A 25,576-nucleotide genomic window follows, 5' to 3' on the forward strand; every position below is an offset into this window, starting at 1 on the left:
GATCGCGCGCTGCTGGGACCGGTGGGCAAAGGCGGTCACTGAGGACGGTCGGTCAGGCGCGCGATCTCTTCCTTGATACGGAGTTTCTGCTTTTTCAGTTCGGCAACGCGCAGGTCATCGACCCCCGGACTGCGCTGCATCTCTTCGACCACACTGGAGAGGGACTGGTGCTTCTTCTTCAGTTCCTGCAGGTGCGAACTCAAGCTCATGGGATCCTCCTTTTTCCGGGTTGGACCTTCACTGCAGCACAACTTGACCCGCGAGTCACGCTGCGTCAGCGAAAACGGTCAACCAACTGTTACAATCCGCCGAGACGCGGGCTCACGCGGGGAATTTCAGCGCGCCCCCCTCCCACAGGACCGTACGGAAAACCTCGGTATGGTCGTCGCCATCCGCAAGGTGAGTCGCGCCACGGTGAATGACCATCGGCGCATGAAAGCGGAAGTCCGCCCGCCCGCCCTTGCGTCCACGGGCAAGAACCAGCCGGGGCGCCCTGCCCTCGCGCGGGGCAAGTGGCAGCAGTTCCAGCGCGCCAAGGGGGCCGGAAAGGGCCGCGAGGAGCTCTGGCAGGCGCTCGGCGCGCTGGATCACGGTCATGGTGCCGCCCGGTCGCAGCCGCCGCGCCGCCAGCGCCACCCAGTCCGAGAGCGGCACGGGTCCGGCCAGGGCCAGTTCGCGGCCGTCATCCTCGGCGGTCGAGCGGGCACCAGCGCGGAAATAGGGCGGGTTGGCCATGACGTGGTGAAAGCTCCGCTGCCGCAGTGCGGCGGGCGGATCGGCGACGTCGCCGTCCAGGATCTCGCCGGTCAGCCCGTTGTCCGCGAGGTTGCGCCGCGCCAGCGCGGCATAGCCCGGCTGCAGTTCCAGCCCTGCCAACGCTAGGCCCGGCACCCGTGCACCAAGACAGGCAAGCGCGGGTCCGGCACCGCAGCCCAGTTCCAGCACGCTCTGCCCCGCCTTCGCCGGCACGGATGCGGCCAGAACCACCGGATCGATTCCCGCGCGGTAGCCCTCCCGCGGCTGCCACAGGGCGATGCGCCCGCCCAGGAAGGCGTTGCGCGTCAGCTCGGGCTCGGCAAAGGGCTCAGCCCTCAAAGGACACGCCGTTCATGCGCAGGATGCGCCGCGCGTCGTCGATCTGGTCCCTGCGGACCATCAGCCGCCGCGGCAAAATGCCGATGCTTCCCTCGAGCACGCTCATGTTTACGTCCAACTCGAAGCTGTCTATACCCTCGTCGTCGAGAAGGGTCTTCACCAGCGGGATCAACGTGATGTCGGTGGTTCGCAGAAGTTCTTCCATGACGGGGATGTAAGACCGGGGCCGGCGCTTTGTCGAGCCTCGCCGGAGAGAGCGATGGGGCTGGACACACCGAAGGACAAGCCGCACGACCGGCTGGCCGCGCTGCTGACCGACGACATGGGTCAGGTCAACGCGCTGATCCGCGAGCGCATGGCGTCGAAACACGCCCCGCGCATTCCCGAGGTCACGGCGCACCTGGTCGAGGCCGGTGGCAAGCGGCTGCGCCCGCTGCTGACGCTGGCTGCCGCGCGGATGTGCGGCTACGCTGGAGAGGATCACACCAAGCTGGCCGCGACGGTGGAGTTCATCCATACCGCGACGCTGCTGCACGACGATGTCGTGGACGAGAGCAGCAAGCGGCGTGGGCGCCCGACGGCGAACCTGCTGTGGGACAACAAGTCGAGCGTGCTGGTCGGGGACTACCTCTTCGCGCGCGCCTTCCAGCTCATGGTCGAGCCGGGCGACCTGCGCGTGCTCGACATCCTGTCGAACGCCGCCGCCACCATCGCCGAGGGCGAGGTGCTGCAGCTCACGGCGGCGCAGGATTTGCGCACCAACGAAGAGATCTACCTCCAGGTGGTGCGCGGCAAGACGGCGGCGCTGTTCTCGGCCGCGACCGAGGTGGGCGGCGTCATCGCCGGCGTCGAGGAGGCGCAGATCCGCGCCCTCTTCGACTATGGAGACGCACTGGGGATCGCCTTCCAGATTGCCGACGATCTGCTCGACTACCAGGGCGAAAGCACGGCCACCGGCAAGAACGTCGGCGACGATTTCCGCGAGCGCAAGCTGACCCTGCCGGTCATCAAGGCCGTGGCGGCCGCCGACGCCGAGGAGCGCGCCTTCTGGGCCCGCACCATCGAGAAGGGCGACCAGCGCGACGGCGATCTCGACCACGCGCTCGCGCTGCTCGACCGGCACGGTGCACTCGATGCCACGCGCGCGGATGCGCGGGGCTGGGCGGACAAGGCAAAGTCCTCGCTCGAGGCCCTGCCCCGCACCGAGCTGCGCGACGTGCTGATCGACCTCGCGGATTTCGTGGTAGCGCGGCTCTACTAGGCGCCCGGCACGGCGCCTTCGTCCACCCGCGGCATCGCCAGCTCCGACTGGTCGCCCAGCAGACCCGAAGCGATCCACCAGTCCGGATGCGCCGCCTGAAGCGCGCGCGCGGCGGCCTGCGCTTCGGTCGGCTCGGTAAAGAGGCCGAAGCATGTCGCTCCCGATCCCGACATGCGCGCCAGCCCGCATCCCGGCTGCCCCTGCAGCGCGTCCAGCACCGCGCCGATCACCGGCTGCACCGCACGCGCAGGCGCCTCCAGGTCGTTGCGCATGCCCCGCAGCGCCGCGATCAGGGCGGCGGCATCCTGCATCTGCGGCAGAGGGTCGGGCATGGGCGGGTTGTCACGCGCGCTCAGAGCCTTGAAGACCGCCGGGGTCGAGACGGGCAGGCGCGGGTTGACCAGCACGGCCGGCACATCGGGCAGAGCGACGGGGCTCAGCGCCTCGCCGATCCCGCCAACGCGCAGGGGCTTTGAGAGCAGGCACATCGGCACGTCCGCCCCGAGCGCGAGGATCGCCTCGCCGCGCTCTTCCAGCAGCCGCTCGGGCTGTCCTGCGCAAGGACCGAGATGCGCCGCCATGCCCCGCAGCGCCGCCGCCGCATCGGCAGACCCGCCGCCGATGCCCGAGGCCGCGGGCAGGCGCTTGTCGAGCCGCAGCGCGGCACCACGCGCCCCGGCCAGCAGGGCAGCGGCGCGAACCGCGAGGTTTCCGGCATCCGTGGGCACGCCCGCCGCCTCGGGCCCCTCGACCGTCAGCGACAGCCCCTCGGCCTCTGTGACGATCAGCCAGTCGCCCACGGGCGCGAAGCTGACCAGCGAATCCAGCATGTGATAGCCGTCGTCGCGGCGGCCCGTGACGTGCAGCGCCAGGTTGACCTTTGCCGGCGCGAAGACCCTAGTCGCCATTCGCCATCCGCAGCGGCGGCGCGCCTTCCTCGGCGAGCACCTGGTCGAGACCGACCTCGAGCTTCTGCCGGATACGCTCCATGTCGACCTCGTCCGACGCGTCGTCCCAAGTCGCGAAACTCAGCGCCCGCTTCCACTGGAACTCGGCCTCGACCTCGCGCCCGACCGCCCAGTAGACGTCGCCGAGGTGGTCGTTCACCACCGGGTCCACCGGCATGAGCTCGGCCGCGCGCTCCATGTGGACGACGGCCTCCTCGTACTTGCCCAGCCGGTAGAGCGCCCAGCCGAGGCTGTCGACGATGTAGCCGCTCTGTGGCTGCGCCGAGACGGCGCTCTCGATCATCGACAGCGCCTCGTCGAGCTTCTCCTGCCGCTCGACCAGCGAATAGCCGAGGTAGTTCAGCACCTGCGGCTGTTCCGGGTTCAGCTCCAGCGCCGCGCGGAAATCCTCCTCGGCCGCGTCCCAGTGGCTCAACCGCTCGTGGCTGATGCCGCGCGCGTAGTGCAGGAACCACTGCGCCGGGTCGGGTTCCTCGAAGGTGTCGAGCGCGCGGCCGTAGGCCTCGATCGCCTCCTCGTAGCGCTCCTGCTGGCGCAGCACGTCACCCAGCGCCGATTGTACCGCGGGCATGTCGCCGTGGCTGGCGGCAAGCTGTTCCAGCACCTCGATCGCCGCATCCGGCTTGCCCGAGGCGCGCAGCGCGTCGGCGCGGCCCATCTCGGCGGCATGGAAGTCCGGGTCGTCGCGCGGCACGGTCTTGTAGGCCGCGACGGCGAGGTCGTGCTGGCCCAGCTTCTCGAGCAGGGTCGCCGTCATCAGGATTGCGCCGGAGTGCTCCGGGCGCAGGAACTGCGAGATGCGGGCATAGAGCAGCGTGAAATCGTCGTTCGCCTCGCTCGAAAGCGCACCGGCGAGCGTGTAGAAGACCTCGGCCACGCCATCGCGCGCGGTGCGCACCAGCGAGAAAGGCAGCGTGTCGTCGGCCTCGAGCGCGGCGCGCAGCTGGGTCAGGCGCGGGTCGAGCGTCGGGCCGAAGGTCTCGTCGATGAGCGCGATGGCCTCGTCCTCGCGGTCGAGCTGGCTGAGGATCTGCACCCGGCCCTCGATGGCGCGGCGCGTGGTCTGCATGCTGCCTGCCTGGCGGCCGGCGAAGACCGCATCGGCCCCCTCGAAATCGCCGACCGAGGCCAGCGCCAGCGCCTTGTGATAGGCCGCGAACCCGGCAAGCCCCTTCTCCTTCGCCAGTTCGTCGAAGGCGACGAGCGCGGCGCTCATGTCGCCGCGGCCCAGTTCGGACCAGGCGGCGACCAGCCCGTCGACCAGCGGCCCGATGGCCCGCTGTTCCGACACCCGGTCGATGAGCCCGGCAAAGTCCTGTGCCTTGGCCAGCGTGGCGACCTCGGCCATGTGGCCGACCTGGCTGTCATAGCCCTCGTCGGCCAGCCGTTCCGCCAGCGCCGCGGCGCGTTCCATCTCGCCAAGCGACATGTGCGCGAGGGTGGCGCGCTCCAGCAGTTCGGGGTTCGCGGGGTCATGGGCGATGGCCCGGCCGTAGTACTCCGCCGCGGCCGAATAGTCGCCGAGGAAACTGGCCTGCCGTGCGGCGAGGTAGTCGCCCGCCAGCGTCTCTGCCCCGGCGGGGAACGCGAGGCCCGCAGCCAGCACCAGCCCGGCGCCACAGGCGCGCATCCTCGAAATCATCCCACCTGCCATGTCACTGCCTCCGGTCGAAGAATTGGCCGAGCGTAACGCGCGGCCGACGGCGGCGCAACGCGCCGCGCGCTCACGCCCGCGTCAGCGGGTCTGGTTCAACGTAGGTGGCGGGATATTGGTCGGAGTGGCGAGATTCGAACTCACGGCCCCTGCCTCCCGAAGACAGTGCTCTACCAGGCTGAGCTACACTCCGACCGTGGCGCGCGGGATAGACCAAGCCCGCGCCCTTGGCAAGATCAGATCGACCGGAATTCGACGCTGATTGCACCCTTGGGGAACGAAAAACGCGCCCGGGGGCCGGGCGCGTCGTGGCGGCCGCCTGGACCGCCCTGAAATGAGCCGTCGGCTCAGAGGCTCGCGTCGAGTTTCTCGAGAATCGCCGTGCCCATTTCCGAGGTCGTGACGGGCTGCACGCCCTCCTCGCCCAGCAGGTCGGCGGTGCGCTTGCCATCGGCGAGCACGGCCTCGACGGCCTTCTCCAGCCGGTCGGCCTCGGCCCCCTGGTCGAAGCTGTAGCGCAGCGCCATTGCGAAGCTCAGGATGCAGGCAATCGGGTTCGCCTTGCCCTGCCCGGCGATGTCCGGGGCCGAGCCGTGGACCGGCTCGTAGAGGGCCTTGGGCCGGCCGTTCGCCATAGGCGCGCCGAGCGAGGCCGAGGGCAGCATCCCCAGCGAGCCGGTCAGCATCGCCGCAAGATCCGACAGCATGTCGCCGAAGAGGTTGTCGGTCACGATCACGTCGAACTGCTTGGGCCAGCGGGTGAGCTGCATGGCGCCGGCATCGGCGTACATGTGGCTCAGCTCGACCTCGGGGTAGTCCTTGCCAACCTCGGTCACGACCTCGCGCCAGAGGATGCCGGACTCCATCACGTTGGCCTTTTCCATCGAGCAGAGCTTCTTGTTCCGCTTCATGGCCAGCTCGAAGGCCGAGCGCGCGACACGGTCGATCTCGGACTCGGTGTAGCGCTGGGTGTTGATGCCGACGCGCTCGTTGCCCTCTTCGATGATGCCGCGCGGCTCGCCGAAGTAGATGCCCGAGGTCAGTTCGCGCACGATCATGATGTCGAGCCCGGCGACCACGTCCTTCTTCAGCGACGAGAAGTCGGCCAGCGCGTCGAAGCACTGCGCCGGACGCAGGTTGGCGAAGAGGTCCATCTCCTTGCGCAGGCGCAGCAGACCGCGTTCGGGCTTCACGCTGAAGTCGAGCGCGTCGTACTTGGGCCCGCCCACGGCGCCCAGCAGGACGGCGTCGACCTCCTGCGCCTTGGCCATCGTGTCGTCATGCAGCGGCGTGCCGTGCTTGTCGTAGGCGCAACCGCCGACGAGATCCTCGGACACGTCGAAGACCATCCCGCGCGCGGTTCCGTACCAGTCGATGATGCGCCGCACCTCGGCCATGACTTCGGGGCCGATGCCGTCGCCCGGCAGGATCAGAAGCGAAGGGTTGCTCATGGGGTGGGTCCTCTCCTCGAAAATACCGCTTGGCCGTAGCCGCTGGGAGGGGCGCGGTCAAGAAACCAGAGGTGCGAGCCCCTCGCCCAGCAGGTCCCAGACGCGGCGGATGCGGGGCGTGCCCCGCATCGCCTCGGGCGCGGCAAGCCAGAGCGGCAGCCTCGGCACCGGCGTCTCCGGGAAAAGCCGCTCGAGGCCCGGGTCGCCCTCGGCCAGCACGCATTGCACGATGCCGATGCCGCAGCCCGCCCGCACCAGTTCGGCGGCCACGGCGAAGTCGTCGCAGCGGGTGGCGAACCAGTCGCGCGTCGCGGGCACCCCGAAGTCGCGGAAGCCGCGGATCATCGTGTCGCCCCGATCCATGCCGACAAGATCGCGGCGCCACATCTCGTCGACCGTCTCGGGCCGGCCGGTCCGGTCGAGGTAGGCGCGCGCGGCATAGAACCCCAGCTCGAGCTCGCCCAGGTACCGCGCCACGATGTCGAGCTGCTCGGGACGATACATCCGCACCGCGATGTCGGCCTCGCGGAACAGCAGGTTGCGCGAGGCGTCGTCGGGCACGATCTCGACGGCGACCTCCGGCTCGAGCGCGCGGATCCGGGCAACGATGGGCGGTAGGTGATAGAGCGCCGTCACCACGCTCGAGGTGATGCGCACCGTACCGCGCAGCCCCTCGGTCCGGCCCGCTGCCGCGAGGCTGAAACCGTTCATCGCCTCCTGCATCGCCCGGGCGTGTGGCAACAGCGCCGCGCCGGTCTCGGTCAGCTCCAGCCCGCGCGGATGCCGGCGGAACAGCGTGACGTCGAGCCGGTTCTCGACCTGGCGCACCTGCCGGCCCACCGTGGGCTGACTGAGCCCCAGCGCCCGCGCCGCCCCCGACAGCGAGCCCGTCTCGGCCACCGCCAGAAAGCCCTGCACGAGCGACCAATCGAGTTCATTCAGCGCACCATCCATTCATTCATGAATACATGGCCTGACATTTTAGACAATTCCCCGACTCAGGCGAACAGGTGATGATGCTCCCGACACCAGGAAAGGGAGGGTGCCATGACGGGAACGGTTCTGATCCTCGGCGGCTCCGGCCGGTTCGGCAGCAACGCGGCCGAGGCCTTCTGGAACGCAGGCTGGCGGGTGCGGCTCTTCGACCGCGCGAGTGGCGACCTCGACGCCGAGGCCGAGGGGGCGGACGTGATCGTGAACGGCTGGAACCCGGCCTATCCCGACTGGGCGCGCGATCTGCCCGGACAGACCCGCCGGCTGATCGAGGTCGCAAGGCGCTCGGGCGCCACGGTGCTGATCCCCGGCAACCTCTATGTCTACGGCGCGGGATCGCCCGAGGTGCTGGGTGTCGCGACACCGCACCGGGCAGAAAACCCGCTGGGCCGCCTGCGCCGCGAGATGGAAGAGACGTGGCGCGCCTCGGGCTGCCGGGTGATCCTGCTGCGGGCGGGCGATTTCCTCGACACCCGTGCCTCGGGCAACTGGTTCGACCGGATGATGGCGCCCAAGCTGCCGCGCGGCGCCCTCACCTACCCCGGCAACCCCGACGTGCCCCACGCCTGGGCCTTCCTGCCCGACCTCGCCCGCGCCGCCGTCGCGCTGGCCGAGCGGCGCGTGGAACTGCCCGCCTTTGCCGAGATTCCATTCCCCGGAATCACGCTCACGGGGCGCGAGATGGCGGCCACGCTGACGTCCGTCATGGGACGCGAGGTCCGGGTCAGGCGCATGCATTGGTGGCCGCTGCGCCTGGCCGCGCCGGTCTGGCCGATGGCGCGGCACCTTCTCGAGATGCGGTATCTCTGGGACATGCCCCACCGCATCGACCCCGCGCCCTTCGAGACCTTGCTGCCGGGCTTCGCCTCGACTCCGCCCGAGGACGCCCTGCGTGTCGCTACGGCGCACCTGCGGGCAGGGACAGGGTCACCCAGACCAGCCGGTGCGCGAGCGGTGGGGCGACCGGCCTGACCGCCGCATCGCTCACCCGCAGACCGGCCGAGGGCAGGATATAGCTCACCCGCATCGGGCCGGTCTGCTCCCAACTCACGGTGGCCTGCCCCGGCAGCGGATCGCGGAACCGCGGGTCCTCCAGCACGTCGCGCATCGCAGCATGGCGCCCGTCGCCGCGCGCGGGATCGAGATTGGCGTCCCCGATCAGCACGAAGCGTGCGGGCGGCGGCGCGCCCAGATCCCCGTCGAGGTAGCGCAGCCAGAGCCGCAGCTCGTCCGCGTTGCGTCGCCCGTTCCGGTCCTCGGGCCCGTCAAAGACCGGCGGCGTGGCGTGGTGGATCAGCAGCTCGACCGGGCCCGCCGCCGTCTTCACCGGCAGCGCCCAATGCCCGCTCGACGACAGGCGCTGCACCCCGGGCGCGGGATCGCTCTCGATCCGCAGGTTGCCCGGCAGGTCGGCCCAGAGCAGCGCCGAGAAATCCCGCACCGCGCCGAAGGGACGCCGCGAGAGCACCGCCATGCCGCCCTGCCCCGAGAACTCGCCGTAGCCCTGCGCGTCGCGTGGCCCGCCCAGCAGGCCGTCGCCATCGAGATCCAGGCCCGTGGGCCGGCCCGTGTTCGGCCGCAGCGCGAAGCGGTAGGGATAGGCCGCGCCCGCCGCCTCCAGCAACGCGGCCAGCCGGGTCAGCGCCACAAGCTCGCGGTCGTAGTCGATGTCGGTCAGCACCAGCACGTCGGGGTCCACGGCGGCGATCTCCGCTACGACGGCCTCGATCTCCGCCGCCGGCTCCAGCAGGTCGCGCAGCAGCAGCCCCGGCCCGCGCCGCGACAGGTCCACATGCCAGGTGGCGAGCGTCAGGCTCTCCGCCGCCGCCGCCGTCGCCATGACCAGCGCGACAAGAAGGGCGCCTAGATGGCCTGCAGGTCCGCCTGCGCGTAGGCGCGGCGCCGCTTTTCCTCGATCAGCTGAGCGATGCGCATGAGCGCCACCCCCCGCATGATCAGGCTTGCCGGCAGGAAGGCCCATGCGCTCACCGTCCAGATCAGTGTGTGCGGCTCGGTCAGCGAGATCGGGTCGATGACCTCGGACGCCAGCTTCATCACCGCCGGGATCAGGAATGGCAGCAAAAACCCTAATGCAGTGTTAACCTGACCGTCCCGCTTGAGGCGGTAAAGCACGTCGCCCCCGGTGGTCGGATCGAAAAGCGGCAGGTTGACCCAGAAGTTGAAGGCGCCCCGCCGGATCGGCCAGTTGAGCAGGCGCACCGTGACGAAGAAGGCGATCATGGTCGCCAGCGAGATCAGGTAGGCGATGCCCGCGCTGGTGCGGATCATCGCCACGTCGGCGGCGCTCATCGCCTCCGTGCGCAGGAGCACCATCAGCCGCACCGGCGAGTAGGGAAAATCCATCGCGTGCCCCAGCACGGTGCCCGCCTGCGTCAGCGCCTGACTCAGCGCGGAGGGGTTGCTCGCACCGCGCAGGATCATCGACAGCACGAAGAGCGTGAGAAACAGCGCGAGAAACCGCATCCGGTTGAAGGGCGGCGCGTCGCGGAACTCGATGATCGAGGGATAGTCGCCCACGTATTCGACAAAGGTCAGGACGGCGGCGATCAGGGACAGCAGCAGGATCAGCTGGACGGCGTCCGGGGCGTAGCCCGGAACAAGCACCGTCGGCATTCCCATCAGCACCGCCACGAGGACAGCGCGCGTGCCGGCCTTTGCCACCCGCTCGATCACAGATTCCGCCCTTTGGATCCGGCCGGACACGATTCTTCGCCGCGTCTCGATCTGCGCCGGACCTCGCCGTCTTGGCGATATGCCTCATTATTGCCCAATTTTTGCCGCCTTCCCCCGCACCCAGCAAGCGAAGACGAAACGACAGCAGGCGATTCTGGCGCTTTCGTGGTGAGAACGGTGCGAAATTGCATCAATTGGCCTGTAGAATTGGGGTGACAGACGCGGCACCCACAAGATATTGCCGCCTCCCGAAAATTTGCTCCGGGTCGGGTTTTTCGGGTCAGGTTTGACCTACCGCATGGTCGCCGCGGCGCAACAGGCGTTGAACGGGGCCAGCGGGAGGACAGGCACGGAAACGGAGACAGAAATGCAATTGGCGATTTCGATCGAGGAAGCGGTCGAGATGATTCCGGACGGCGCGCGCGTCATGCTGTCGGGCTTCATGGGGGTCGGAACCCCGGATACGCTCGTGCGGGCGCTGGCGGCCTCGGGCAAGAAGGACCTGACGATGATCGTCAACGACGCCGCGCGCCCGCACACCGGCGTCGGCCCGCTGGTTCGCGCGCGCTGCGTGCGCAAGTTCATCGGCAGCCACATCGGCCTGAACCCCGACGTGCAGGACCAGATGCGCGAGGGCTCGCTCGAGGTCGAGCTGGTGCCGCAGGGCACCTTCGTCGAGCGCGTACGGGCGGCAGGGGTCGGCCTGGGCGGCGTGCTCACGCCCACCGGGCTCGGCACGCGCATCGCCGAGGGCAAGCAGACCGTCGAGGTCGAGGGCAGGACCTACCTGCTCGAGCCGCCGCTGCGCGCCGACTTCGCGCTGATCGCGGCGCGGACCTGCGATTACGTGGGCAACCTGAGCTACATGCTCTCGGCCACGAACTTCAATCCGATCATGGCGCTGGCCGGCGACGTGGTGATCGCCGAACCCGAGGAGATCGTGCCGGTCGGTGTCATCCCGCCCGACGCGGTCAAGACACCGGGCATCATCGTGGACCATGTCATCAAGAGGGCGTCATGAAGGACATTCTGGATTTCACCGAAATGGACCCCAAGGAAATCATCGCGCGGCGCGTCTCGCTCGAGATCCGGCCCAAGTCGCTGGTCAACCTCGGCATCGGCATCCCCACGCTGGTCTCGGACCACCTCGACGAGAGCATGGGCGTCTTCTTCCAGTCCGAGAACGGCGTGGTCGGCCTGGGCCACCGCCCGCCCGAGGGCATGACCGACCGTCACCTGACCGACGCGGGCGGCACCACGGTCTCCGCGGTGCCGGGGGCCTCGATCATCGACTCGGCCTTTTCCTTCGGGCTCATCCGCGGCGGGCACCTCGACCTGACCGTGCTGGGCGGGCTGCAGGTGGACGCACGGGGGCACCTCGCGAACTGGATGATCCCGGGCGAATTCGTGCCGGGCATGGGCGGCGCCATGGACCTCGTGACCGGCGCCAGGAAGGTCATCGTCGCCATGATGCACACCGCCAAGGGCCGCTCCAAGATCGTGCCGGCCTGCGACCTGCCGGTGACCTCGCAGCGGCGGGTGGACCTGATCGTGACGGAACTTGGCGTGATGCAGCCTCGCGACGACGGCCTCCACCTGCTCGAGACCGGCCCCGGCGTGACCGTCGAGCAGGTCCAGGCCGCGACCACCGCCGAACTGATCGTAACCGGCACGGTGCCGGAGATGGACCTGTCGCGAACGATCTGAAATGCTCGGATTGCCGCGCGGCGATCCGGACGGGCGGGGGCTCCGCCCCCGTCTCCCTGCGGGAGACGACCCCGCGGCCCGTACCGGCACCTGCGCACCGGACCCGCCACGCGAGCATCTTCTGGCTTCAAATATCCCCGCCGGAGGCAGCCCGAACCATCGCGTTCCGCCTGACCGGCGCCGGAGGCGGGCGGCACCGATGCACCGCCCGCAGATGCGTCCTCAGACCCAGGGACGGGCCTGGGCAGCGTCCGCCTCGAAGCTGTCGATGGCCGTAACCTTCTCCATGGTGAGGCCGATGTCGTCGAGCCCCTCCATCAGGCAGTGCTTCTTGAAGGCATCGATCTCGAAGGAGAACGCCTCGCCGTCGGAAGTCGTCACCACCTGGTTCTCGAGATCCACGGTCATCCGTGCGTTCGAGCCCTTCTCGGCATCCTTCATCAGCACGTCCACCGCCTCCTGCGGCAGCGCGATCGGCAGCAGGCCGTTCTTGAAGCAGTTGTTGTAGAAGATGTCCGCGAAGGAGGTCGAGATGATCGCCCGGATGCCGAAGTCGGCCAGGGCCCAGGGCGCGTGCTCGCGCGAGGAGCCGCAGCCGAAGTTGGCGCCCGCCACGAGGATCTGCGCATCGCGGTACTGCGGCTTGTTCAGCACGAAGTCCGGCACCTCGTTGCCGTCATCGTCATAGCGCATCTCGTCGAAGGCGTGCACGCCGAGGCCGGTGCGCTTGATCGTCTTCAGGAACTGCTTGGGGATGATCATGTCGGTGTCGATGTTCACCAGCGGCATCGGCGCCGCCACCCCGGTCAGCTTTTCGAACTTTTCCATTGCCGGGACTCCTCAGGCAGGCTCGTTTTCGGTCATCAGTTCACGCACGTCGGTCAGCCGTCCGGTGACCGCCGCCGCCGCCGCCATGGCCGGCGACATCAGGTGCGTGCGTCCGCCGCGGCCCTGGCGACCCTCGAAGTTGCGGTTCGAAGTGGCCGCGCAGCGCTCGCCCGGGGCCAGCTGGTCGGGGTTCATCGCGAGGCACATGGAGCAGCCCGCGAGGCGCCACTCGAAGCCCGCCTCGGTGAAGATATCGGCAAGGCCCTCTTCCTCGGCCTGCGCGCGCACGAGGCCGGAGCCCGGCACGATCATGGCGCGAATGCCGTCCTTGACCTTGCGGCCCTTCAGAACTTCGGCCGCGGCGCGCAGGTCCTCGATCCGGCCGTTGGTGCAGGAACCGATGAAGACGGTATCGATCTCGATCTCGTCGAGCGGTGTGCCCGGCGTCAGGTCCATGTAGGTGAGCGCGCGCTTGGCCGCCTCGACCTTGCCGCCCGAGAAATCCTCGGCGGCGGGAACCTTGGCAGTGATCGGCAGCGCGTCCTCGGGCGAGGTGCCCCAGGTCACGGTCGGCGCGATGTCCTCGCCGCGGATGGTCACGACCTTGTCCCAGTAGGCGTCCTCGTCCGAGTGCAGCGTCTTCCACCAGGCCAGCGCGGCCTCCCACTGGGCGCCCTTCGGCGCGTGAGTGCGGCCCTTGACGTAGTCGAAGGTCTTCTCGTCGGGCGCGATCAGGCCTGCGCGGGCGCCGCCCTCGATGGCCATGTTGCAGATCGTCATGCGGCCCTCCATCGAGAGCTCGCGGATCGCGTCGCCGCAGTACTCGATGACGTAGCCGGTGCCGCCGGCAGTGCCGGTGTGGCCGATGATCGTCAGCACCACATCCTTGGCGGTGACGCCCGGCGCGAGGCTGCCGGTGATCTCGACCTTCATGTTCTTGGACTTGGACTGGATCAGCGTCTGCGTGGCCAGCACGTGCTCGACCTCGGAGGTGCCGATGCCATGCGCCAGCGCGCCGAAGGCGCCATGCGTCGCGGTGTGGCTGTCGCCGCAGACCACGGTCATGCCGGGCAGCGTCCAGCCGTTCTCGGGACCGACGATGTGCACGATGCCCTGCCGGATGTCCGACACCGGGTAGTAGTTCACGCCGAAGTCGCGCGCGTTCTTGTCGAGTGCCTCGACCTGAATGCGGCTGTCCTCGGGCATCTGGTCGGGGTTCTCGCGGCCCAGGGTGGTCGGCACGTTGTGGTCGGGCACGGCGATGGTGCGCTGCGGAGCGCGCACCTGGCGGTTCGCGAGGCGCAGCCCCTCGAAGGCCTGGGGCGAGGTCACCTCGTGCACGAGGTGACGGTCGATGTAGAGCAGGCTGGTGCCGTCATCGTCCGCGTGGACGACGTGGGCATCCCAGATCTTGTCGTAGAGTGTCTTGCCGGACATGGGTGTCCTCCGGATATCGTCTGGCTTTGGCTGGGCGCGGGTCATCCGCCCGCGCCGCATGGCGGGCTCGGGCAGGATTATAGGCGCGCCAGCACCGTCCGGGTGGCGCCGTGGAACCGTTCGCGCAGACGCGCGCGGTCGCCCATGTCTACAAAGCGATCCATCGCGCGGGATATACAGCCTCGCCCCGAGTCTATCAAGCCCGGCGGACTGCCCACGCGGGCCGCTCAGCCGTCGGGATCGACCCGGCCGCGCAGGGCCTTCTTCTGGCCGGTGGCCTTCTTCGACTCCAGCCGGCGGCGCTTGGAGCCCAGCGTCGGGCGTGTCGGGATGCGCCGCTTGGGCTTTTCCAGCGCCTTGCGGATCAGCTCGGCCAGCCGGTCGCGGGCGATCTCGCGGTTGCGGGCCTGGCTGCGGGTCTCGTCGACCTGCAGCACCAGCGCGCCCTCGGTCGTCCAGCGCCGGCCGGCGAGCTTGCGCAGGCGCGTCTTGACCGGCTGCGGCAGGTTCGGCGACCGCGCCGCCTCGAACCGCAACTCGACCGCCGAGGCGACCTTGTTCACGTTCTGCCCGCCGGGCCCGGAGGCGCGGACGAACTGCTCGGTGAGTTCCCAGTCCTCGATCTGGATGCGGTCGGTGATCTTCAGCATGAAACAGTCATACAGCACAGGCCGGGACAAATGAAATGGGCCGCCCGGCCTGTCGGGCGACCCATTCGAGATCAAGGAGGCGTGCCGGTTAGGCAGAGGCCAACCCGTGTTTCCGGTTCACCAGGGGCTGCCCTAGTGCCAGTCCCTCCGAGCTGTTCCGACACCTCTCTCCAATGTTTCTCTAGACACTGGATCACCTCCTTTCAGCTGTTGAAAAACGCAGGTCCAGCCTTGCACGGGTGCCGGCTTTCGCAAAGCGTTTTCTGCAGGTCAGGCGGTGGCGGGCCGACCGGTCGCCTTGGAAACGATCATCCGGAAGGGAATGAGCGCGATCAGCGCCAGCGCGAGCTTCACCATCCAGTCCGCGACGGCCAGCGAGACCCAGAGCGGCACCATCGGCCCGGCCCCCAGAAGCGGCAGCGGCTCGTTGGCCCAGGACACGTCGTTGCCCGGCTCGATGAAGCTCAGGCCGGCGGAAAAGGCCACGGTGAAGAAGATCGCGGTGTCGAGCGAGGAGCCGATCAGCGTCGAGGCCAGCGGCGCGCGCCACCAGCGGCCCTCGCGCAGGCGGTCGAAGACCGCGACGTCCATCATCTGCGCCACGAGGAAGGCGGCGCCCGAGCCGATGGCGATGCGCAGCGTGACCGCCGGGTAGGTGAAGCCGTCGCCCTGCAGCATGATCTGCGTGCCGATCAGCGAGCAGATGACGCCCACGATGAAGCCGGCGAAGACGACCTTGCGCGCGGCCTGCACGCCGTAGAGGCGGTTCATCAGGTCGGTGACGAGGAAGGCGAGCGGATAGGTGAAGGCGCCCCATGTCAGCCACTGGCCGAACAGGAACTGGACGAGGATGTTCGAGGCCAGCACGATGGCGGCCATGGCAGCGATGCCGGGAAGATGTGCGCGTGTCATGAATCTCTGACCCGTTTTGACAAGGTTGCGGGGACTTGGTCCGCCACCGCGGCGGACAACCGGGGCCTCTAAGGCCTCGGGGGCGCTGACGCAAGCGATTCCGGCAGGCTGTACTCGACGATCTCGCTGCGCTGCAGGGCGCTGAAGTTGTCGTCGGCCACCATCGTCAGGCGGATCGCGCCGCTCTCGTCGCGCCAGACCGACAGGCCCTCGAGGTTGCCGTGCCTGAAGGACGCGGTCTCGAGCAACTGCTCCTCAGCGACGATCCGGTCCGCGTCCAGCGTGAAGCGCCGCACCCGGCTGCGGAAGGAATAGCCGGTGAAGTTGCGCTCCAGCAGATAGAGCCGCCCGTCAGGTCCGAAATCGGCGCCCACCGGCAGGAAGGGCCCGCGGCGCGGGATGTCGAAGGGCTGATCCCAGTGCCGCGCGTCCAGCCGCCAGACCGGGAACGGCCGGTCCATCTGGCCCGAGCGTTCGGGCAGCGTGTAGAGCCGGCCCTGCCCGTCGATGGCCAGCGCCTCGGGGCCGGCGTTGCGCTCGAATGTCTTGAAGGCGTCGGGGCGCGGCAGGCGCGCCGCCTTGTCGGGCGTGACATAGGCCCAGACCCGCGCGACCCCCTCGAAGGAGACGAAGAGCCGCCCGTCAGCGCGCTGCGCCAACCCTTCGGCGTCGCCGACCTTGCGGGCCATGCGCCCACCGTCCGGACCCGGCAGCATCTCCAGTGGGCCGGTCTCGATGCTGGTCAGGCGCCCGCCCTCGCGGATGAAGCGCCCCGAGACAATCATCGCGCGGTCGCTGATGGCGGTGAAGGTGCTGCCGTCCTCCGAGACCTCGAGCCCCGAGAACCCGCCGAAGCCGGGTTCGTCCGAAGTCCATGTCAGGCGACCGGCAAAACGCGCTGTCTCGGCCCCGAGCGGGGCCGAGAACGCGAGCACTGCCAGGGCCGCCGCTACTGCGCGGCGATGACGGTGGCGCATTGGGCTGGCAGGTCTCCCATCGTGAGCTCGCGGCGCGGCTCGGGCGGCGGCGCGTTCGGGTCCGGCGGCGGCGGGTTGAGGATGTTGTTCACCCATTCCTGCGCCTGCCCGCAGCCGTCGCCCGGCGGCGGCGGCGTCTGGTTCACGCAGCCGCGCGCGCCGTCGGGACAGGCGAGCCGGACGTGGAAATGGTAGTGATGCCCCCACCAGGGCCTGATCTTGCGCAACCAGGCGCGATCGCCGGTCTCGTCGTTGCACATGCGCACCTTGGCGCCGGGGAAGACGAAGATGCGCGCGACGCGCGGGTCGCTCGCGGCGGCCTTGAGGATCTCGTGGTGCTGGGGCGTCCAGTTGTCGTTGGTGAAGGCCCCGTTCGAGCGCCGCAGCGAAATCGACGAGATGTTCTCGCGCTGGCCGCGGCTGAGCGACAGGTTGTCCGCCGGGCGCATCCAGATGTCGGCGTCGAGGCCGATCTGGTGGCTGCGGTGCCCCGTGAGCATCGGCCCGCCGCGCGGCTGGCTCATGTCGCCGACGTAGAGCCCGTTCCAGCCGGGCTGCCGAGAGGCCTGGCGCGACAGGTCCTGCACGAAATCGATCAGCTCGGGGTGGGCCCAGTTGCGGTTCCGCGACAGGCGCATCGCCTGCCAGGTCGGCCCGGTCTCGGGCAGCTGCTCGGCACCGGCGAGGCAGCCCTTGGCATAGCTGCCGTAGGGTGCGGAACTCTGCGGCGAGCCATTGTCGTGCGCCCCGAAGAGCTGCTTGGCGCTTCGGGTCGACAGCACGCCGGTGATGCGGGGAAGGTCGGCCTCGGTCGTCTCGGGGGCGGGACGCTCGCCGCAGGCGGCGAGGCTCAGCACGAGCGTGAGGCCCAGGATTGTTCGGATCATTCTGCTCGATCTCCGTCCGGGTTCACCCAGAGTAGCAGAACCAGCCCGATCACGAAAAGCCCGATGATCGGGGAAACGCCCACGCGCTGCGAGCCGGTCGCGGCCGTCGCCACCCCGATGAGCGCGGGCGCGAGGAACGAGGTCGCCTTGCCCGCCAGCGCGTAGAGCCCGAAGGCCTCGGTCACCCGCGCGGGGTCCGCCTGGCGGCACATCATCGTGCGCGAGGCGGCCTGCAGGACACCGCCCGCCGCGCCGATCACCGCGCCGAAGACCCAGAAGGCGTAGTCCGGCGCCGCCGAGCCCTCGGGCAGCGGGATGCCATAGAGCGTGTCTCGGTCGACCAGCACGATCGAGACGGCAACGAAGGTCAGCACGAGAATGCAGCCGGTGATGACCGGCTTGGGCCCGAAACGCGCGTCGGCCTTGCCGCCCAGCCAGGCAAAGAGCGCGCCGGCCACGATGGCGATGATGCCGAAGACGCCGGTATCGACCACCGTCCAGTCCAGCACGCCCGCCGCGTAGATCCCGCCGAAGGCATACATGCCGTTCAGCGCGTCGCGGTAGAACATCGACGAGGCGAGATAGGCAAAGAGCGAGGGGCTGCGCGGCAGGTGCCGCAACGTCCGGCCGAGCCCGGAAAGCGCCTTGCGCACGGCGCCCGGCGGCGCGCCCTTTCCGCGCGGATCGCGCACCCAGAGGAAGAAGGGCACCATGAAGACCGCGTACCACAGCGCCGTCAGGGGTCCGACGAAACGCGTGCCCTCGCGCGCCTCCGGGTCCAGCCCCAGCGCGGGCCTCAGGCCCAGGAACGTGCGCCCGGTCTCGGCGCTTTCCGCGAAGAAGCCCAGCATCAGCACCAGCGCCACCAGCCCGCCGAGATAGCCGAAGGCCCAGCCGTTGCCCGAGATGCGGCCGATCTGCTCGGGCGGGCCGAGGTCGGGCAGCATGGCGTTGGTGAAGATCGTGGCGAACTCCATCCCGATCAGGCCCAGCGCGAAGAAGGCCAGCGTGGTCAGGAGGTCGAAATCGCCCGGCGCGGCGAACCAGAGCATGCCTGCGCCCACGACGTAGAGCGCCGAGAAGCCCCAGATCCAGCGCATCCGGTGCCCGCCGGTGTCGGCCAGCGCGCCCAGCACGGGCGCCAGCAGGGCGATCACCACGCCCGCCGCGGCGATGCCGAAGCCCCAGGCCGCCTGTGCGCGGCTGCCATCGCCCATCAGTTCCTTGACGTAGGGCGCGAAGATGAAGGTGATGAGCAGGGTGTTGTAGGGCTGGCTCGCCCAGTCGAAGAAGAACCACCCCCAGATCCGTCTGCGCAGTCCCGCCTGTGCCATGCTACCCCCTGTCCGCGCGGCGATAGAACCCGCGGGCGGGGGCGGAGGCAAGCGCAAAGGCGTCTTGCGCAGCTCAGGGCGCGGGCGGCGCCTCGAAGGCGGTCGCATCCTGCATCGGCGGCCAGGGACGGGCGTCCTCGGCCTCGAGCCACTGGCGCACCCAGCCGGGCAGCTCGGGCGAGACCGGCGAGATCCCCATCGCCCCGGCCACCCGGGCAGGAGCGACGATGCCCTCGGGGCCCACCGCCGCGCCGCGGTAGACGGCATGGTTGGCGCACTCGCCGTCGGCCTTCCACATGCTCTGCTCGAGGTACATGAAGCGCCGGTCCCAGCCGATCAGCCGCGAGCGCATCTCCACGCGCTCCATCAGCAGGATGCGCCGGCGATAGCGCACCACCGCGCCCGCCATGGTGATCCCCCAGCCCTCGCGCTTCATCGTCGCGGCAAGGCCCGAGCGATGCACCAGCGGCAGCCGCCCGAGATCGTAGAGCGTCAGCGTGCGGCCGTTGTTGAGTTCGTTCCAGAGATCGAGATCCCAGGGCCAGCAGCGGTGGTGCGAGACGTGGATCTCGCCGGGGCCGAGCGGGGGCATTCGGCGGGCGATGGCCATCTGCCGGGCCATGCGGATGAACGGATACATGCGGAGCCTCCTTTGGCGCCACCTTTCGGCTGCGCGCCGCGAGGTCAACCGGAACATCGCGGCACTCTTGTTCTCCGGGGCCGGGGCGCTTACGTCTGTGCGCGGCCCAGACAAGCGGAGAGCGTGCCCATGCAGTCCCTGTTCCAGATCCTGATGCTGATCCTCGACGTGATCTGGTTCATCATCATCGCGCATGTGATCATGAGCTGGCTGATCAACTTCCAGGTGCTGAACCTGCGCCAGCCGCTCGTGGCCCAGATCTGGGACGGGTTGAGCCGCCTGCTGGAACCGGCCTATTCCGCGATCCGCCGCATCCTGCCGCCGATGGGCGGGCTCGACCTCGCGCCGCTGGTGGCGCTGATCGGCGTCTACGCGATCCGCATCATCCTCGCGAACAACGCGGGCGTCTTCTACGGATACTGACGCCCGGCCCTCGCGCCGCCGCTGCCGGAGGGCGGCGACGCGGGCGGGGTTTGCGTATTTGGAACAAGAAGAAGCACCGGGGCATCCCGTCGCCGGGCGCGCTCTTGTTCACCGAATCTTGGTGTGCGATTGTTCCACTCGAGCAGATGTAGTGACAATCGAGGCAGGGACATGCCCCGCGATACGGTCGCGCCCGAGGCGCTGTTGCAGGAGATCTTCGGCTTCGACGCCTTCCGGCCCGGGCAGGGCGAGATCGTCGAGGCGGTGGCCGCCGGCCGCAACGTGCTGGCGATCATGCCGACCGGCGGGGGCAAGTCGCTGTGCTACCAGCTGCCCGCGCTGATGCGCGAGGGGGTGACGGTGGTGATCTCGCCGCTCATCGCGCTCATGCGCGACCAGGTGCGCGGCCTGCGCGAGGCGGGCGTCGCCGCCGGCGCGCTGACCTCGGGCAACACCGAGGAGGAGACCGAGGAGGTCTGGCAGATGCTGGAGACGGGCGCGCTGCGCCTGCTCTACCTCGCGCCGGAACGGCTGGCCTCGGCGGGCGCGCAGCGGATGCTGGCGCGGGCGGGCGTCGGGCTGATCGCCGTGGACGAGGCGCATTGCGTCAGCCAGTGGGGGCATGATTTCCGCCCCGACTACCTGCGCATCGGCGAGCTGCGGCGCGCTCTGGACGTGCCGCTGGCGGCCTTCACCGCCACCGCCGACGCCGAGACCCAGGCCGAGATCGTCACGCGGCTCTTCGACGGGGCCGAGCCGCAGCGCTTCCTGCGCGGCTTCGACCGGCCGAACATCCACCTCGCCTTCCAGGCCAAGGACCAGCCGCGGCGCCAGATCCTGGCCTTCGCCGGGGCGCGCAAGGGCCGCTCGGGCATCGTCTACTGCGGCACGCGGGCCAAGACCGAGAGCCTGTCGCGCGCCCTGTCCGAGGAGGGGCACAGCGCCTGTTTCTACCACGGCGGCATGGACCCCGAGGCGCGGCGCGCGGTCGAGACGCGCTTTGCCAACGAGGACGGGCTGATCGTCGTCGCCACGGTGGCCTTCGGCATGGGCGTCGACAAGCCCGACATCCGCTGGGTTGCCCACGCCGACCTGCCCAAGAGCATCGAATCCTACTACCAGGAGATCGGCCGCGCCGGGCGCGATGGCGCGGCGGCCGAGACGCTGACGCTCTTCGGGCCCGAGGACATCCGCCTGCGCCGGTCCCAGATCGACGAGGGCATGGCCCCGCCCGAGCGCCGCGCCGCCGACCACGGGCGGCTCAACGCGCTGCTGGGGCTGGCCGAGGCGCTGGGCTGCCGGCGCCGCCAGCTGCTGCGCTATTTCGGCGAAGAGATGGCCGAGGACTGCGGCAACTGCGATCTCTGCGACCGGCCGCCCGAGGTCTTCGACGGCACCGAGGCGGTGCGCAAGGCGCTTTCGGCCGCGCTGCGCACCGGCGAGAATTTCGGCGCCGGGCACCTGATCGACATCCTGACGGGCAACGAGACCGACAAGGTGAAGCAGCGCCGCCACGACGAGCTGCCGACCTTCGGCGTGGGCCGCGAGCTGAAGAAGGGCGAGTGGCACGCGGTCTTCCGGCAGATGATGGGACACGACCTCGTGCGGCCCGACCCCGAGCGCCACGGCGCGCTGGTCATGACCGAGGCGGCGCGCCCGATCCTGCGCGGCGAGCAGGGCATCTCGCTGCGGCGCGACATCATGGCGCGTGCAACCGAGCGGCGCCCGGCGGTCAAGACGCTGGTCAGCGACGAGGACGCGCCGCTGCTTTCGGCGCTCAAGGCCAAGCGCCGCGCGCTGGCCGAGGCGGCGCAGGTGCCGGCCTATGTCATCTTTCCCGACCGCACGCTGATCGAGATGGCCGAGACCCGGCCGCAGAGCCTCGACGACATGGCGCGCATCAACGGCGTCGGCGCCAAGAAGCTCGACCGCTACGGCGCCGAGTTCCTGTCCGTCATCACCGGCGCCGAGGAAGAGGTGCATCCGACCCGCATGAAGCTCGCCGCGCGCGGCGCGGGCGAGGTCTACGATCGGCTGATGGCGGCGCAGGCCGACCTGTCGCGCGGGGTGGACGGGACGGAAAAGCCGCTGTCGTGCTCGGCCTCGCTGCTGGCGAAGGTGGCGCAGAACCGCCCGGGCAGCGCCGACGACATGGCGCGGCTTCTGGGCGAGCGGCGGTTCGACCGCTTCGGCGCGGCCTTTCTGGACGTTCTGGCGCAGGCGGACTAGATCGCCCTGCGACCCCGAACGGAGAGACCTGAATGCTTGTCGTGATTTCCCCCGCCAAGAAGCTCGACTGGTCCGAGCGCGAGACCGAGACGACCGCCCCCGCCTTTGCCGAGGATGCCCTGCACCTGGCCGAGGTCGCGCGGGGGCTCTCGCAGGACGAACTGAAGAAACTGATGGGGCTGTCGGACAACCTCGCGAAGCTCAACCGCGAGCGGTTCCGCGATTTCGCGGAGACGCCCGGCGATGACGCCGTTCGGCCAGCGGCACTGGCCTTTGCCGGGGACACCTACCAGGGGCTCGAGGCGGGCTCGCTGGACCCCGAGGAGCTGGACTGGGCGCAGGATCACCTGCGGATCCTCTCGGGCCTCTACGGGCTGCTGCGGCCGCGCGATGCGATCCAGCCCTACCGGCTGGAGATGGGCTCGCGGCTGAAGACGGAGCGCGGCAAATCGCTCTACGACTACTGGGGCGACGCGCTGGCCGAGGCGCTCGACGCGCAGGCCGAGGCGGTGGGCAGCGATGTCCTGGTCAACTGCGCGAGCCAGGAGTACTTCGGCGCGGTGCCGGAAAAAGCGTTGAAGCGGCTGCGGGTGATCACGCCGCAGTTCCTCGAGGACAAGGGCGGCGCGCCCAAGGTGGTGAGCTTCTACGCCAAGAAGGCGCGGGGCGCGATGGCACGCTACATCGTCCAGCACCGGCTGACCGACCCCGAGGCGCTGCGCGATTTCGACACCGGCGGATATGCCTGGGACGCCGACCGCTCGACGCCCGAACAGCCGGTCTTCGTGCGCCCCTACCCGGCCTGACTGCCGGGCACCGTCCATGTTTCGAGCAGCCTCTGCAGCGCGGCCTTCCGGACCGGCTTGGTGATGTAGTCGTCGAGTCCCGCCTCGAGAAAGCTGTCACGGTCGCCCGTCATCGCATGGGCCGTCACGGCAATGATCGGCAGGCGCGGGCCGGGCCCCTCCATCTTGCGGATCTCGCGCGTCGCCTGCTTGCCGTCCATGTGCGGCATCGAGATGTCCATGAAGACGATGTCCGGGCGCCGGGCGCGCACCGCCTCGATGGCCTCCAGCCCGTTGTCCGCGAAACGCAGGTCGAGCGGCCGCCCGATCCGCTCGATCATCTTGCGAAAGACCAGCTGATTGGTGCGGTTGTCCTCGGCCACGAGCACGTCGAGCGGCGCCGCTGCGGGCGTCGGGGGTGACGGCCCGGGCGCGGGGTGGCGCAGGAAGGTCGCGGGAGCGCGATCCGCCCCGCCCGCCGCAAAGGCCTGCGTCATCGCGGCCAGCAGTGCGCGGCACGGTGCCGGTTTCTGCAGCACGGTGACCGACCCCTCCGCCGCTCCGGCCCCGGTCCGGCCCACAGGGTCCGATGACATCAGCACCAGCGGAATGTCGTGATCGGCCAGCATGGGCCGGACGGACGACTCCGCCAGCTCCTGCGCGGCGATGACGAGGTCCGGCGCATCGCGGAGGCCATCACCCAGGTCCGCGACGCTGGCGCAAAAGACGGCATCGAGGCCGGCGGCCGCGAGTTGCCGGCCCAGGATGCTGCGCGTCACCGGATTGTCCTCGAGCACGAGCACCCGCCTCAGACCCTCCGGCAGGCTCCGCGGCTCGCAGGCCTCGGACTCCTCGGCGGGCAGGACGATGCGCAGGCCGAAGCACGATCCCTCGCCCGGCGCGGATTCGACCCATAGCTCGCCACCCATGAGGCCGACCAGCCGCCGCGTGATGGCGAGGCCGAGTCCCGTGCCCTCGAAGGCGCGGTTGCGCTCGTCCTCGACCTGGTTGAACTCGCCGAAGATGTGCTCGAGCTTTTCGGGCTCGATCCCGATGCCGGTATCCTCGACCGCCATGTGAACTGCGGTCTCGCCCCCTGCCCCGACACGGCCGGTGACCCGCACCAGGACGTGACCCTGCGCTGTGAACTTGACCGCGTTGCCCAGCAGGTTGGTCAGGATCTGCCGCACGCGCCCCGCATCGCCCCGGAAGCGCGTGGGCAGGAAAAGGTCGTAGTCGACGAGGATCTCGATCCCCTTGTCGCGCGCGGCGGGCTGCAGCAGCATCGCCACCTCGTGCACCGCGCTTTCGAGGTCGAAGGGCTCCGGCACCAGCGTCAGCTTGTCGGCCTCGATCTTCGAGTAGTCGAGGATGTCGTTGATGATCGCCAGCAGCGCCTCGCCCGAATTGCGGATGGTCTGGGTATAAAGCCGCTGCTCCTCGGTCAGGTCGGTCTCCATCATGAGCTCGGCCATGCCCACCACGCCGTTCATCGGCGTGCGGATCTCGTGGCTCATGTTGGCGAGGAAGGTCGACTTGGCGCGGCTCGCGATCTCGGCCCTCTGGCGGGCCTGGTCGAGTTCCTCCTGCGTGCGCTTCATGTCGGTGATGTCGATGCGCAGCCCGACACGACCGCCGTCGGTCAGCGGCCGCTCGAGGACGCGCAGCCAGCGCCCGTCGTCCAGTTGCTGCTCGATCTCCTGCGAGGCGCCACGGTGCTTTTCCAGCCGCTCCTCCAGCCAAGCCTCCTCGCGGCCCTCGGCCTCGGGATACTGGCCCTGCGCGAGACCGTAGCGCAGGATGTCCTCGAACCCGGCGCCGGGCACGATGGCCGGAGCGCTGGTGGCATAGAGCCGGCGGTAGGGCGCGTTGCACATCAGCAGCCGATCGTCGGAATCGTAGATCACGAAGCCGTCGGGCAGCTCCTCGATGGCGGACCACATGCGCATCAGTTCGGTGATGTCGACGCAGAGGCTGACGATGCCGCCGTCGGGCAGGTGCCGGTCCTCGATCTTGACGAAGCGGCCCGACCAGAGGCGGATGATCTCCGTCGGGATCGGGTCCACCTGCCACCGGGCGAGCATCCGGGCCCGCCAGGCTTGTCCGTCCTCGCCCTGCAGGTCGACGATGCCCTCCTCGACCATCATGTCGAGCACGTGGTGAAAGCTTGCCCCGGGGCCGATGGTGTCGAGATCCTCGAAGGCCCCAAGGTAGGCGGGATTGGCCAGCTCCATCGTCCGCTCGGCGCTGAAGAGGGCAAAGCCGTCGCGCATGGTCTGCAGCGCCTTCCACAGCTGTCCCTCGACCAGCTCGATCTTCTGGTGCGCGGCGCCCAGCTGCGTCTTGACGCGCAGGTTCTCGTTGCGGACCTCGGCCACCTCGGCGCGGGTCTCGGTGATCTCGTGGCTGAGCTGGCGGGCGTGCTTGCCCAGCTTGCGGTTCGCCGCGAAGAGCTCGGCCTGCTTGAGCTCGAGCAGCCGCTCGGCGGCCAGTCGTGCGCGCCGCTCCTCCGCCAGCCGTGCCGCCAGACTCATGCACCCGGATCCTCCTGAAACCGCGGGCACTCTTGGGCCACGATGGTGAACATCGCCTTAAGCCCGATCCGGGGAATCGTTGCCAGCGGCGCGTCCGAAGGTGCACCATGGCGGCAT

25 protein-coding genes and 1 tRNA gene are annotated in these 25,576 nt (G+C 69.5%); 7 read left to right on the forward strand and 19 right to left on the reverse strand.

Features of this window, described 5'->3' with window-relative positions:
- Positions 1-35: 35 nt before the first annotated feature.
- From SALMUC_RS28870 to SALMUC_RS09925, 3 genes are all read right to left on the reverse strand, one after another.
- Positions 36-209: a YdcH family protein gene (locus SALMUC_RS28870; protein WP_020041486.1), complete on the reverse strand. Its 174-nt coding sequence runs from the start codon at positions 207-209 to the stop codon at positions 36-38.
- Between the two features lie 112 nt (positions 210-321).
- Positions 322-1,095, reverse strand: coding sequence for a tRNA1(Val) (adenine(37)-N6)-methyltransferase (locus SALMUC_RS09920; protein WP_020041485.1), 774 nt, complete (start codon positions 1,093-1,095; stop codon positions 322-324).
- The gene (locus tag SALMUC_RS09925) at positions 1,085-1,300 is read right to left on the reverse strand and encodes a putative signal transducing protein (protein WP_020041484.1); all 216 of its coding nucleotides are present in this window, start codon (positions 1,298-1,300) and stop codon (positions 1,085-1,087) included. Before SALMUC_RS09925 ends, SALMUC_RS09920 begins: the two co-directional genes overlap by 11 nt.
- Before the next feature lie 54 nt (positions 1,301-1,354).
- Here SALMUC_RS09925 and SALMUC_RS09930 point away from each other — a divergent pair, with 54 nt between their 5' ends.
- Positions 1,355-2,356 (forward strand): polyprenyl synthetase family protein, encoded by a 1,002-nt coding sequence (locus SALMUC_RS09930; protein ID WP_020041483.1) that lies wholly within the window; start codon positions 1,355-1,357, stop codon positions 2,354-2,356.
- Here SALMUC_RS09930 and SALMUC_RS09935 read toward each other — a convergent pair.
- The 5 genes from SALMUC_RS09935 to SALMUC_RS09955 form a co-directional block, all read right to left on the reverse strand.
- On the reverse strand, positions 2,353-3,264 hold the full coding sequence (locus SALMUC_RS09935) for a 4-(cytidine 5'-diphospho)-2-C-methyl-D-erythritol kinase (RefSeq protein ID WP_020041482.1): 912 nt from the start codon (positions 3,262-3,264) through the stop codon (positions 2,353-2,355). The genes SALMUC_RS09930 and SALMUC_RS09935 overlap by 4 nt on opposite strands.
- Positions 3,254-4,978, reverse strand: a complete 1,725-nt coding sequence (locus SALMUC_RS09940; protein WP_021120172.1) for a tetratricopeptide repeat protein — start codon at positions 4,976-4,978, stop codon at positions 3,254-3,256. Before SALMUC_RS09940 ends, SALMUC_RS09935 begins: the two co-directional genes overlap by 11 nt.
- 116 nt (positions 4,979-5,094) lie before the next feature.
- Positions 5,095-5,171: transfer RNA gene (locus tag SALMUC_RS09945), tRNA-Pro, on the reverse strand.
- Positions 5,172-5,325: 154 nt separating this feature from the next.
- Positions 5,326-6,429, reverse strand: a complete 1,104-nt coding sequence (leuB, locus tag SALMUC_RS09950; protein ID WP_020041480.1) for a 3-isopropylmalate dehydrogenase — start codon at positions 6,427-6,429, stop codon at positions 5,326-5,328.
- Between the two features lie 57 nt (positions 6,430-6,486).
- Entirely contained in the window at positions 6,487-7,383 is an 897-nt protein-coding gene (locus SALMUC_RS09955; RefSeq protein ID WP_020041479.1) for a LysR family transcriptional regulator, read from the reverse strand.
- Between the two features lie 93 nt (positions 7,384-7,476).
- Between SALMUC_RS09955 and SALMUC_RS09960 the strand changes: the two genes are divergently transcribed.
- Positions 7,477-8,394, forward strand: a complete 918-nt coding sequence (locus SALMUC_RS09960) for a Rossmann-fold NAD(P)-binding domain-containing protein (RefSeq protein ID WP_020041478.1) — start codon at positions 7,477-7,479, stop codon at positions 8,392-8,394.
- Here the strand turns inward: SALMUC_RS09960 and SALMUC_RS09965 are convergent.
- On the reverse strand, positions 8,321-9,262 hold the full coding sequence (locus tag SALMUC_RS09965) for an endonuclease/exonuclease/phosphatase family protein (protein WP_020041477.1): 942 nt from the start codon (positions 9,260-9,262) through the stop codon (positions 8,321-8,323). The genes SALMUC_RS09960 and SALMUC_RS09965 overlap by 74 nt on opposite strands.
- Before the next feature lie 23 nt (positions 9,263-9,285).
- Positions 9,286-10,116 carry a hypothetical protein gene (locus SALMUC_RS09970; RefSeq protein ID WP_020041476.1) on the reverse strand — a complete coding sequence of 277 codons (831 nt, stop codon included), beginning with the start codon at positions 10,114-10,116 and terminating at the stop codon, positions 9,286-9,288.
- Positions 10,117-10,483: 367 nt separating this feature from the next.
- Here SALMUC_RS09970 and SALMUC_RS09975 point away from each other — a divergent pair, with 367 nt between their 5' ends.
- Together SALMUC_RS09975 and SALMUC_RS09980 are read left to right on the forward strand one after the other, a co-directional pair.
- A complete protein-coding gene (locus SALMUC_RS09975) occupies positions 10,484-11,137 on the forward strand; it encodes a CoA transferase subunit A (RefSeq protein WP_020041475.1) in 654 nt (217 codons plus the stop codon).
- Complete coding sequence (locus SALMUC_RS09980) at positions 11,134-11,823, forward strand: 3-oxoacid CoA-transferase subunit B (protein ID WP_020041474.1); 690 nt, start codon at positions 11,134-11,136, stop codon at positions 11,821-11,823. The genes SALMUC_RS09975 and SALMUC_RS09980 overlap by 4 nt, the downstream gene beginning before the upstream one ends.
- Positions 11,824-12,045: 222 nt before the next feature.
- Here the strand turns inward: SALMUC_RS09980 and leuD are convergent, their stop codons facing one another.
- The 8 genes from leuD to SALMUC_RS10020 form a co-directional block, all read right to left on the reverse strand.
- Positions 12,046-12,651 carry a 3-isopropylmalate dehydratase small subunit gene (leuD, locus tag SALMUC_RS09985; RefSeq protein WP_020041473.1) on the reverse strand — a complete coding sequence of 202 codons (606 nt, stop codon included), beginning with the start codon at positions 12,649-12,651 and terminating at the stop codon, positions 12,046-12,048.
- Between the two features lie 12 nt (positions 12,652-12,663).
- Positions 12,664-14,088 (reverse strand): 3-isopropylmalate dehydratase large subunit, encoded by a 1,425-nt coding sequence (gene leuC, locus SALMUC_RS09990; RefSeq protein WP_020041472.1) that lies wholly within the window; start codon positions 14,086-14,088, stop codon positions 12,664-12,666.
- Between the two features lie 227 nt (positions 14,089-14,315).
- Positions 14,316-14,738 (reverse strand): alternative ribosome rescue aminoacyl-tRNA hydrolase ArfB, encoded by a 423-nt coding sequence (arfB, locus tag SALMUC_RS09995; RefSeq protein WP_020041471.1) that lies wholly within the window; start codon positions 14,736-14,738, stop codon positions 14,316-14,318.
- Between the two features lie 270 nt (positions 14,739-15,008).
- Positions 15,009-15,650, reverse strand: coding sequence for a queuosine precursor transporter (locus SALMUC_RS10000; protein ID WP_021120173.1), 642 nt, complete (start codon positions 15,648-15,650; stop codon positions 15,009-15,011).
- A gap of 68 nt (positions 15,651-15,718) precedes the next feature.
- Positions 15,719-16,627, reverse strand: a complete 909-nt coding sequence (locus SALMUC_RS10005) for an esterase-like activity of phytase family protein (protein ID WP_037371685.1) — start codon at positions 16,625-16,627, stop codon at positions 15,719-15,721.
- A complete protein-coding gene (gene mepA, locus SALMUC_RS10010) occupies positions 16,600-17,514 on the reverse strand; it encodes a penicillin-insensitive murein endopeptidase (protein WP_020041468.1) in 915 nt (304 codons plus the stop codon). The genes SALMUC_RS10005 and mepA overlap by 28 nt, the downstream gene beginning before the upstream one ends.
- The gene (locus SALMUC_RS10015) at positions 17,511-18,848 is read right to left on the reverse strand and encodes an MFS transporter (protein ID WP_020041467.1); all 1,338 of its coding nucleotides are present in this window, start codon (positions 18,846-18,848) and stop codon (positions 17,511-17,513) included. Before SALMUC_RS10015 ends, mepA begins: the two co-directional genes overlap by 4 nt.
- Before the next feature lie 73 nt (positions 18,849-18,921).
- On the reverse strand, positions 18,922-19,488 hold the full coding sequence (locus SALMUC_RS10020; protein WP_020041466.1) for an acyl-CoA thioesterase: 567 nt from the start codon (positions 19,486-19,488) through the stop codon (positions 18,922-18,924).
- Positions 19,489-19,617: 129 nt separating this feature from the next.
- On the opposite strand from SALMUC_RS10020, the gene SALMUC_RS10025 reads away from it, so the two are divergent.
- From SALMUC_RS10025 to yaaA, 3 genes are all read left to right on the forward strand, one after another.
- Positions 19,618-19,911, forward strand: coding sequence for a YggT family protein (locus tag SALMUC_RS10025; protein WP_020041465.1), 294 nt, complete (start codon positions 19,618-19,620; stop codon positions 19,909-19,911).
- Between the two features lie 171 nt (positions 19,912-20,082).
- A complete protein-coding gene (recQ, locus tag SALMUC_RS10030; RefSeq protein WP_020041464.1) occupies positions 20,083-22,140 on the forward strand; it encodes a DNA helicase RecQ in 2,058 nt (685 codons plus the stop codon).
- Positions 22,141-22,172: 32 nt separating this feature from the next.
- Positions 22,173-22,946: a peroxide stress protein YaaA gene (gene yaaA / locus SALMUC_RS10035; RefSeq protein ID WP_020041463.1), complete on the forward strand. Its 774-nt coding sequence runs from the start codon at positions 22,173-22,175 to the stop codon at positions 22,944-22,946.
- On the opposite strand, the gene SALMUC_RS10040 is transcribed toward yaaA, so the two are convergent.
- On the reverse strand, positions 22,934-25,459 hold the full coding sequence (locus SALMUC_RS10040) for a hybrid sensor histidine kinase/response regulator (protein ID WP_020041462.1): 2,526 nt from the start codon (positions 25,457-25,459) through the stop codon (positions 22,934-22,936). The genes yaaA and SALMUC_RS10040 overlap by 13 nt on opposite strands.
- Between the last annotated feature and the right edge of the window lie 117 nt (positions 25,460-25,576).

The organism is Salipiger mucosus DSM 16094 (genome assembly GCF_000442255.1).
GTDB lineage: Bacteria > Pseudomonadota > Alphaproteobacteria > Rhodobacterales > Rhodobacteraceae > Salipiger > Salipiger mucosus.

Bases quoted from the DNA above. Each gene is read 5' to 3' on its own strand.
- leuD (WP_020041473.1), bottom strand. From the start codon at position 12,651: ATGGAAAAGTTCGAAAAGCTGACCGGGGTGGCGGCGCCGATGCCGCTG.
- SALMUC_RS10000 (WP_021120173.1), bottom strand. From the start codon at position 15,650: ATGACACGCGCACATCTTCCCGGCATCGCTGCCATGGCCGCCATCGTG.
- leuB (WP_020041480.1), bottom strand. From the start codon at position 6,429: ATGAGCAACCCTTCGCTTCTGATCCTGCCGGGCGACGGCATCGGCCCC.
- SALMUC_RS10040 (WP_020041462.1), bottom strand. From the start codon at position 25,459: ATGAGTCTGGCGGCACGGCTGGCGGAGGAGCGGCGCGCACGACTGGCC.
- arfB (WP_020041471.1), bottom strand. From the start codon at position 14,738: ATGCTGAAGATCACCGACCGCATCCAGATCGAGGACTGGGAACTCACC.
- SALMUC_RS09955 (WP_020041479.1), bottom strand. From the start codon at position 7,383: ATGGATGGTGCGCTGAATGAACTCGATTGGTCGCTCGTGCAGGGCTTT.
- mepA (WP_020041468.1), bottom strand. From the start codon at position 17,514: ATGATCCGAACAATCCTGGGCCTCACGCTCGTGCTGAGCCTCGCCGCC.
- SALMUC_RS28870 (WP_020041486.1), bottom strand. From the start codon at position 209: ATGAGCTTGAGTTCGCACCTGCAGGAACTGAAGAAGAAGCACCAGTCC.
- SALMUC_RS09975 (WP_020041475.1), top strand. From the start codon at position 10,484: ATGCAATTGGCGATTTCGATCGAGGAAGCGGTCGAGATGATTCCGGAC.
- SALMUC_RS10005 (WP_037371685.1), bottom strand. From the start codon at position 16,627: ATGCGCCACCGTCATCGCCGCGCAGTAGCGGCGGCCCTGGCAGTGCTC.
- SALMUC_RS10025 (WP_020041465.1), top strand. From the start codon at position 19,618: ATGCAGTCCCTGTTCCAGATCCTGATGCTGATCCTCGACGTGATCTGG.
- SALMUC_RS09980 (WP_020041474.1), top strand. From the start codon at position 11,134: ATGAAGGACATTCTGGATTTCACCGAAATGGACCCCAAGGAAATCATC.
- yaaA (WP_020041463.1), top strand. From the start codon at position 22,173: ATGCTTGTCGTGATTTCCCCCGCCAAGAAGCTCGACTGGTCCGAGCGC.
- SALMUC_RS09925 (WP_020041484.1), bottom strand. From the start codon at position 1,300: ATGGAAGAACTTCTGCGAACCACCGACATCACGTTGATCCCGCTGGTG.
- SALMUC_RS09940 (WP_021120172.1), bottom strand. From the start codon at position 4,978: ATGGCAGGTGGGATGATTTCGAGGATGCGCGCCTGTGGCGCCGGGCTG.
- SALMUC_RS10020 (WP_020041466.1), bottom strand. From the start codon at position 19,488: ATGTATCCGTTCATCCGCATGGCCCGGCAGATGGCCATCGCCCGCCGA.
- SALMUC_RS09935 (WP_020041482.1), bottom strand. From the start codon at position 3,264: ATGGCGACTAGGGTCTTCGCGCCGGCAAAGGTCAACCTGGCGCTGCAC.
- SALMUC_RS10015 (WP_020041467.1), bottom strand. From the start codon at position 18,848: ATGGCACAGGCGGGACTGCGCAGACGGATCTGGGGGTGGTTCTTCTTC.
- SALMUC_RS09930 (WP_020041483.1), top strand. From the start codon at position 1,355: ATGGGGCTGGACACACCGAAGGACAAGCCGCACGACCGGCTGGCCGCG.
- recQ (WP_020041464.1), top strand. From the start codon at position 20,083: ATGCCCCGCGATACGGTCGCGCCCGAGGCGCTGTTGCAGGAGATCTTC.
- leuC (WP_020041472.1), bottom strand. From the start codon at position 14,088: ATGTCCGGCAAGACACTCTACGACAAGATCTGGGATGCCCACGTCGTC.
- SALMUC_RS09965 (WP_020041477.1), bottom strand. From the start codon at position 9,262: ATGGCGACGGCGGCGGCGGCGGAGAGCCTGACGCTCGCCACCTGGCAT.
- SALMUC_RS09960 (WP_020041478.1), top strand. From the start codon at position 7,477: ATGACGGGAACGGTTCTGATCCTCGGCGGCTCCGGCCGGTTCGGCAGC.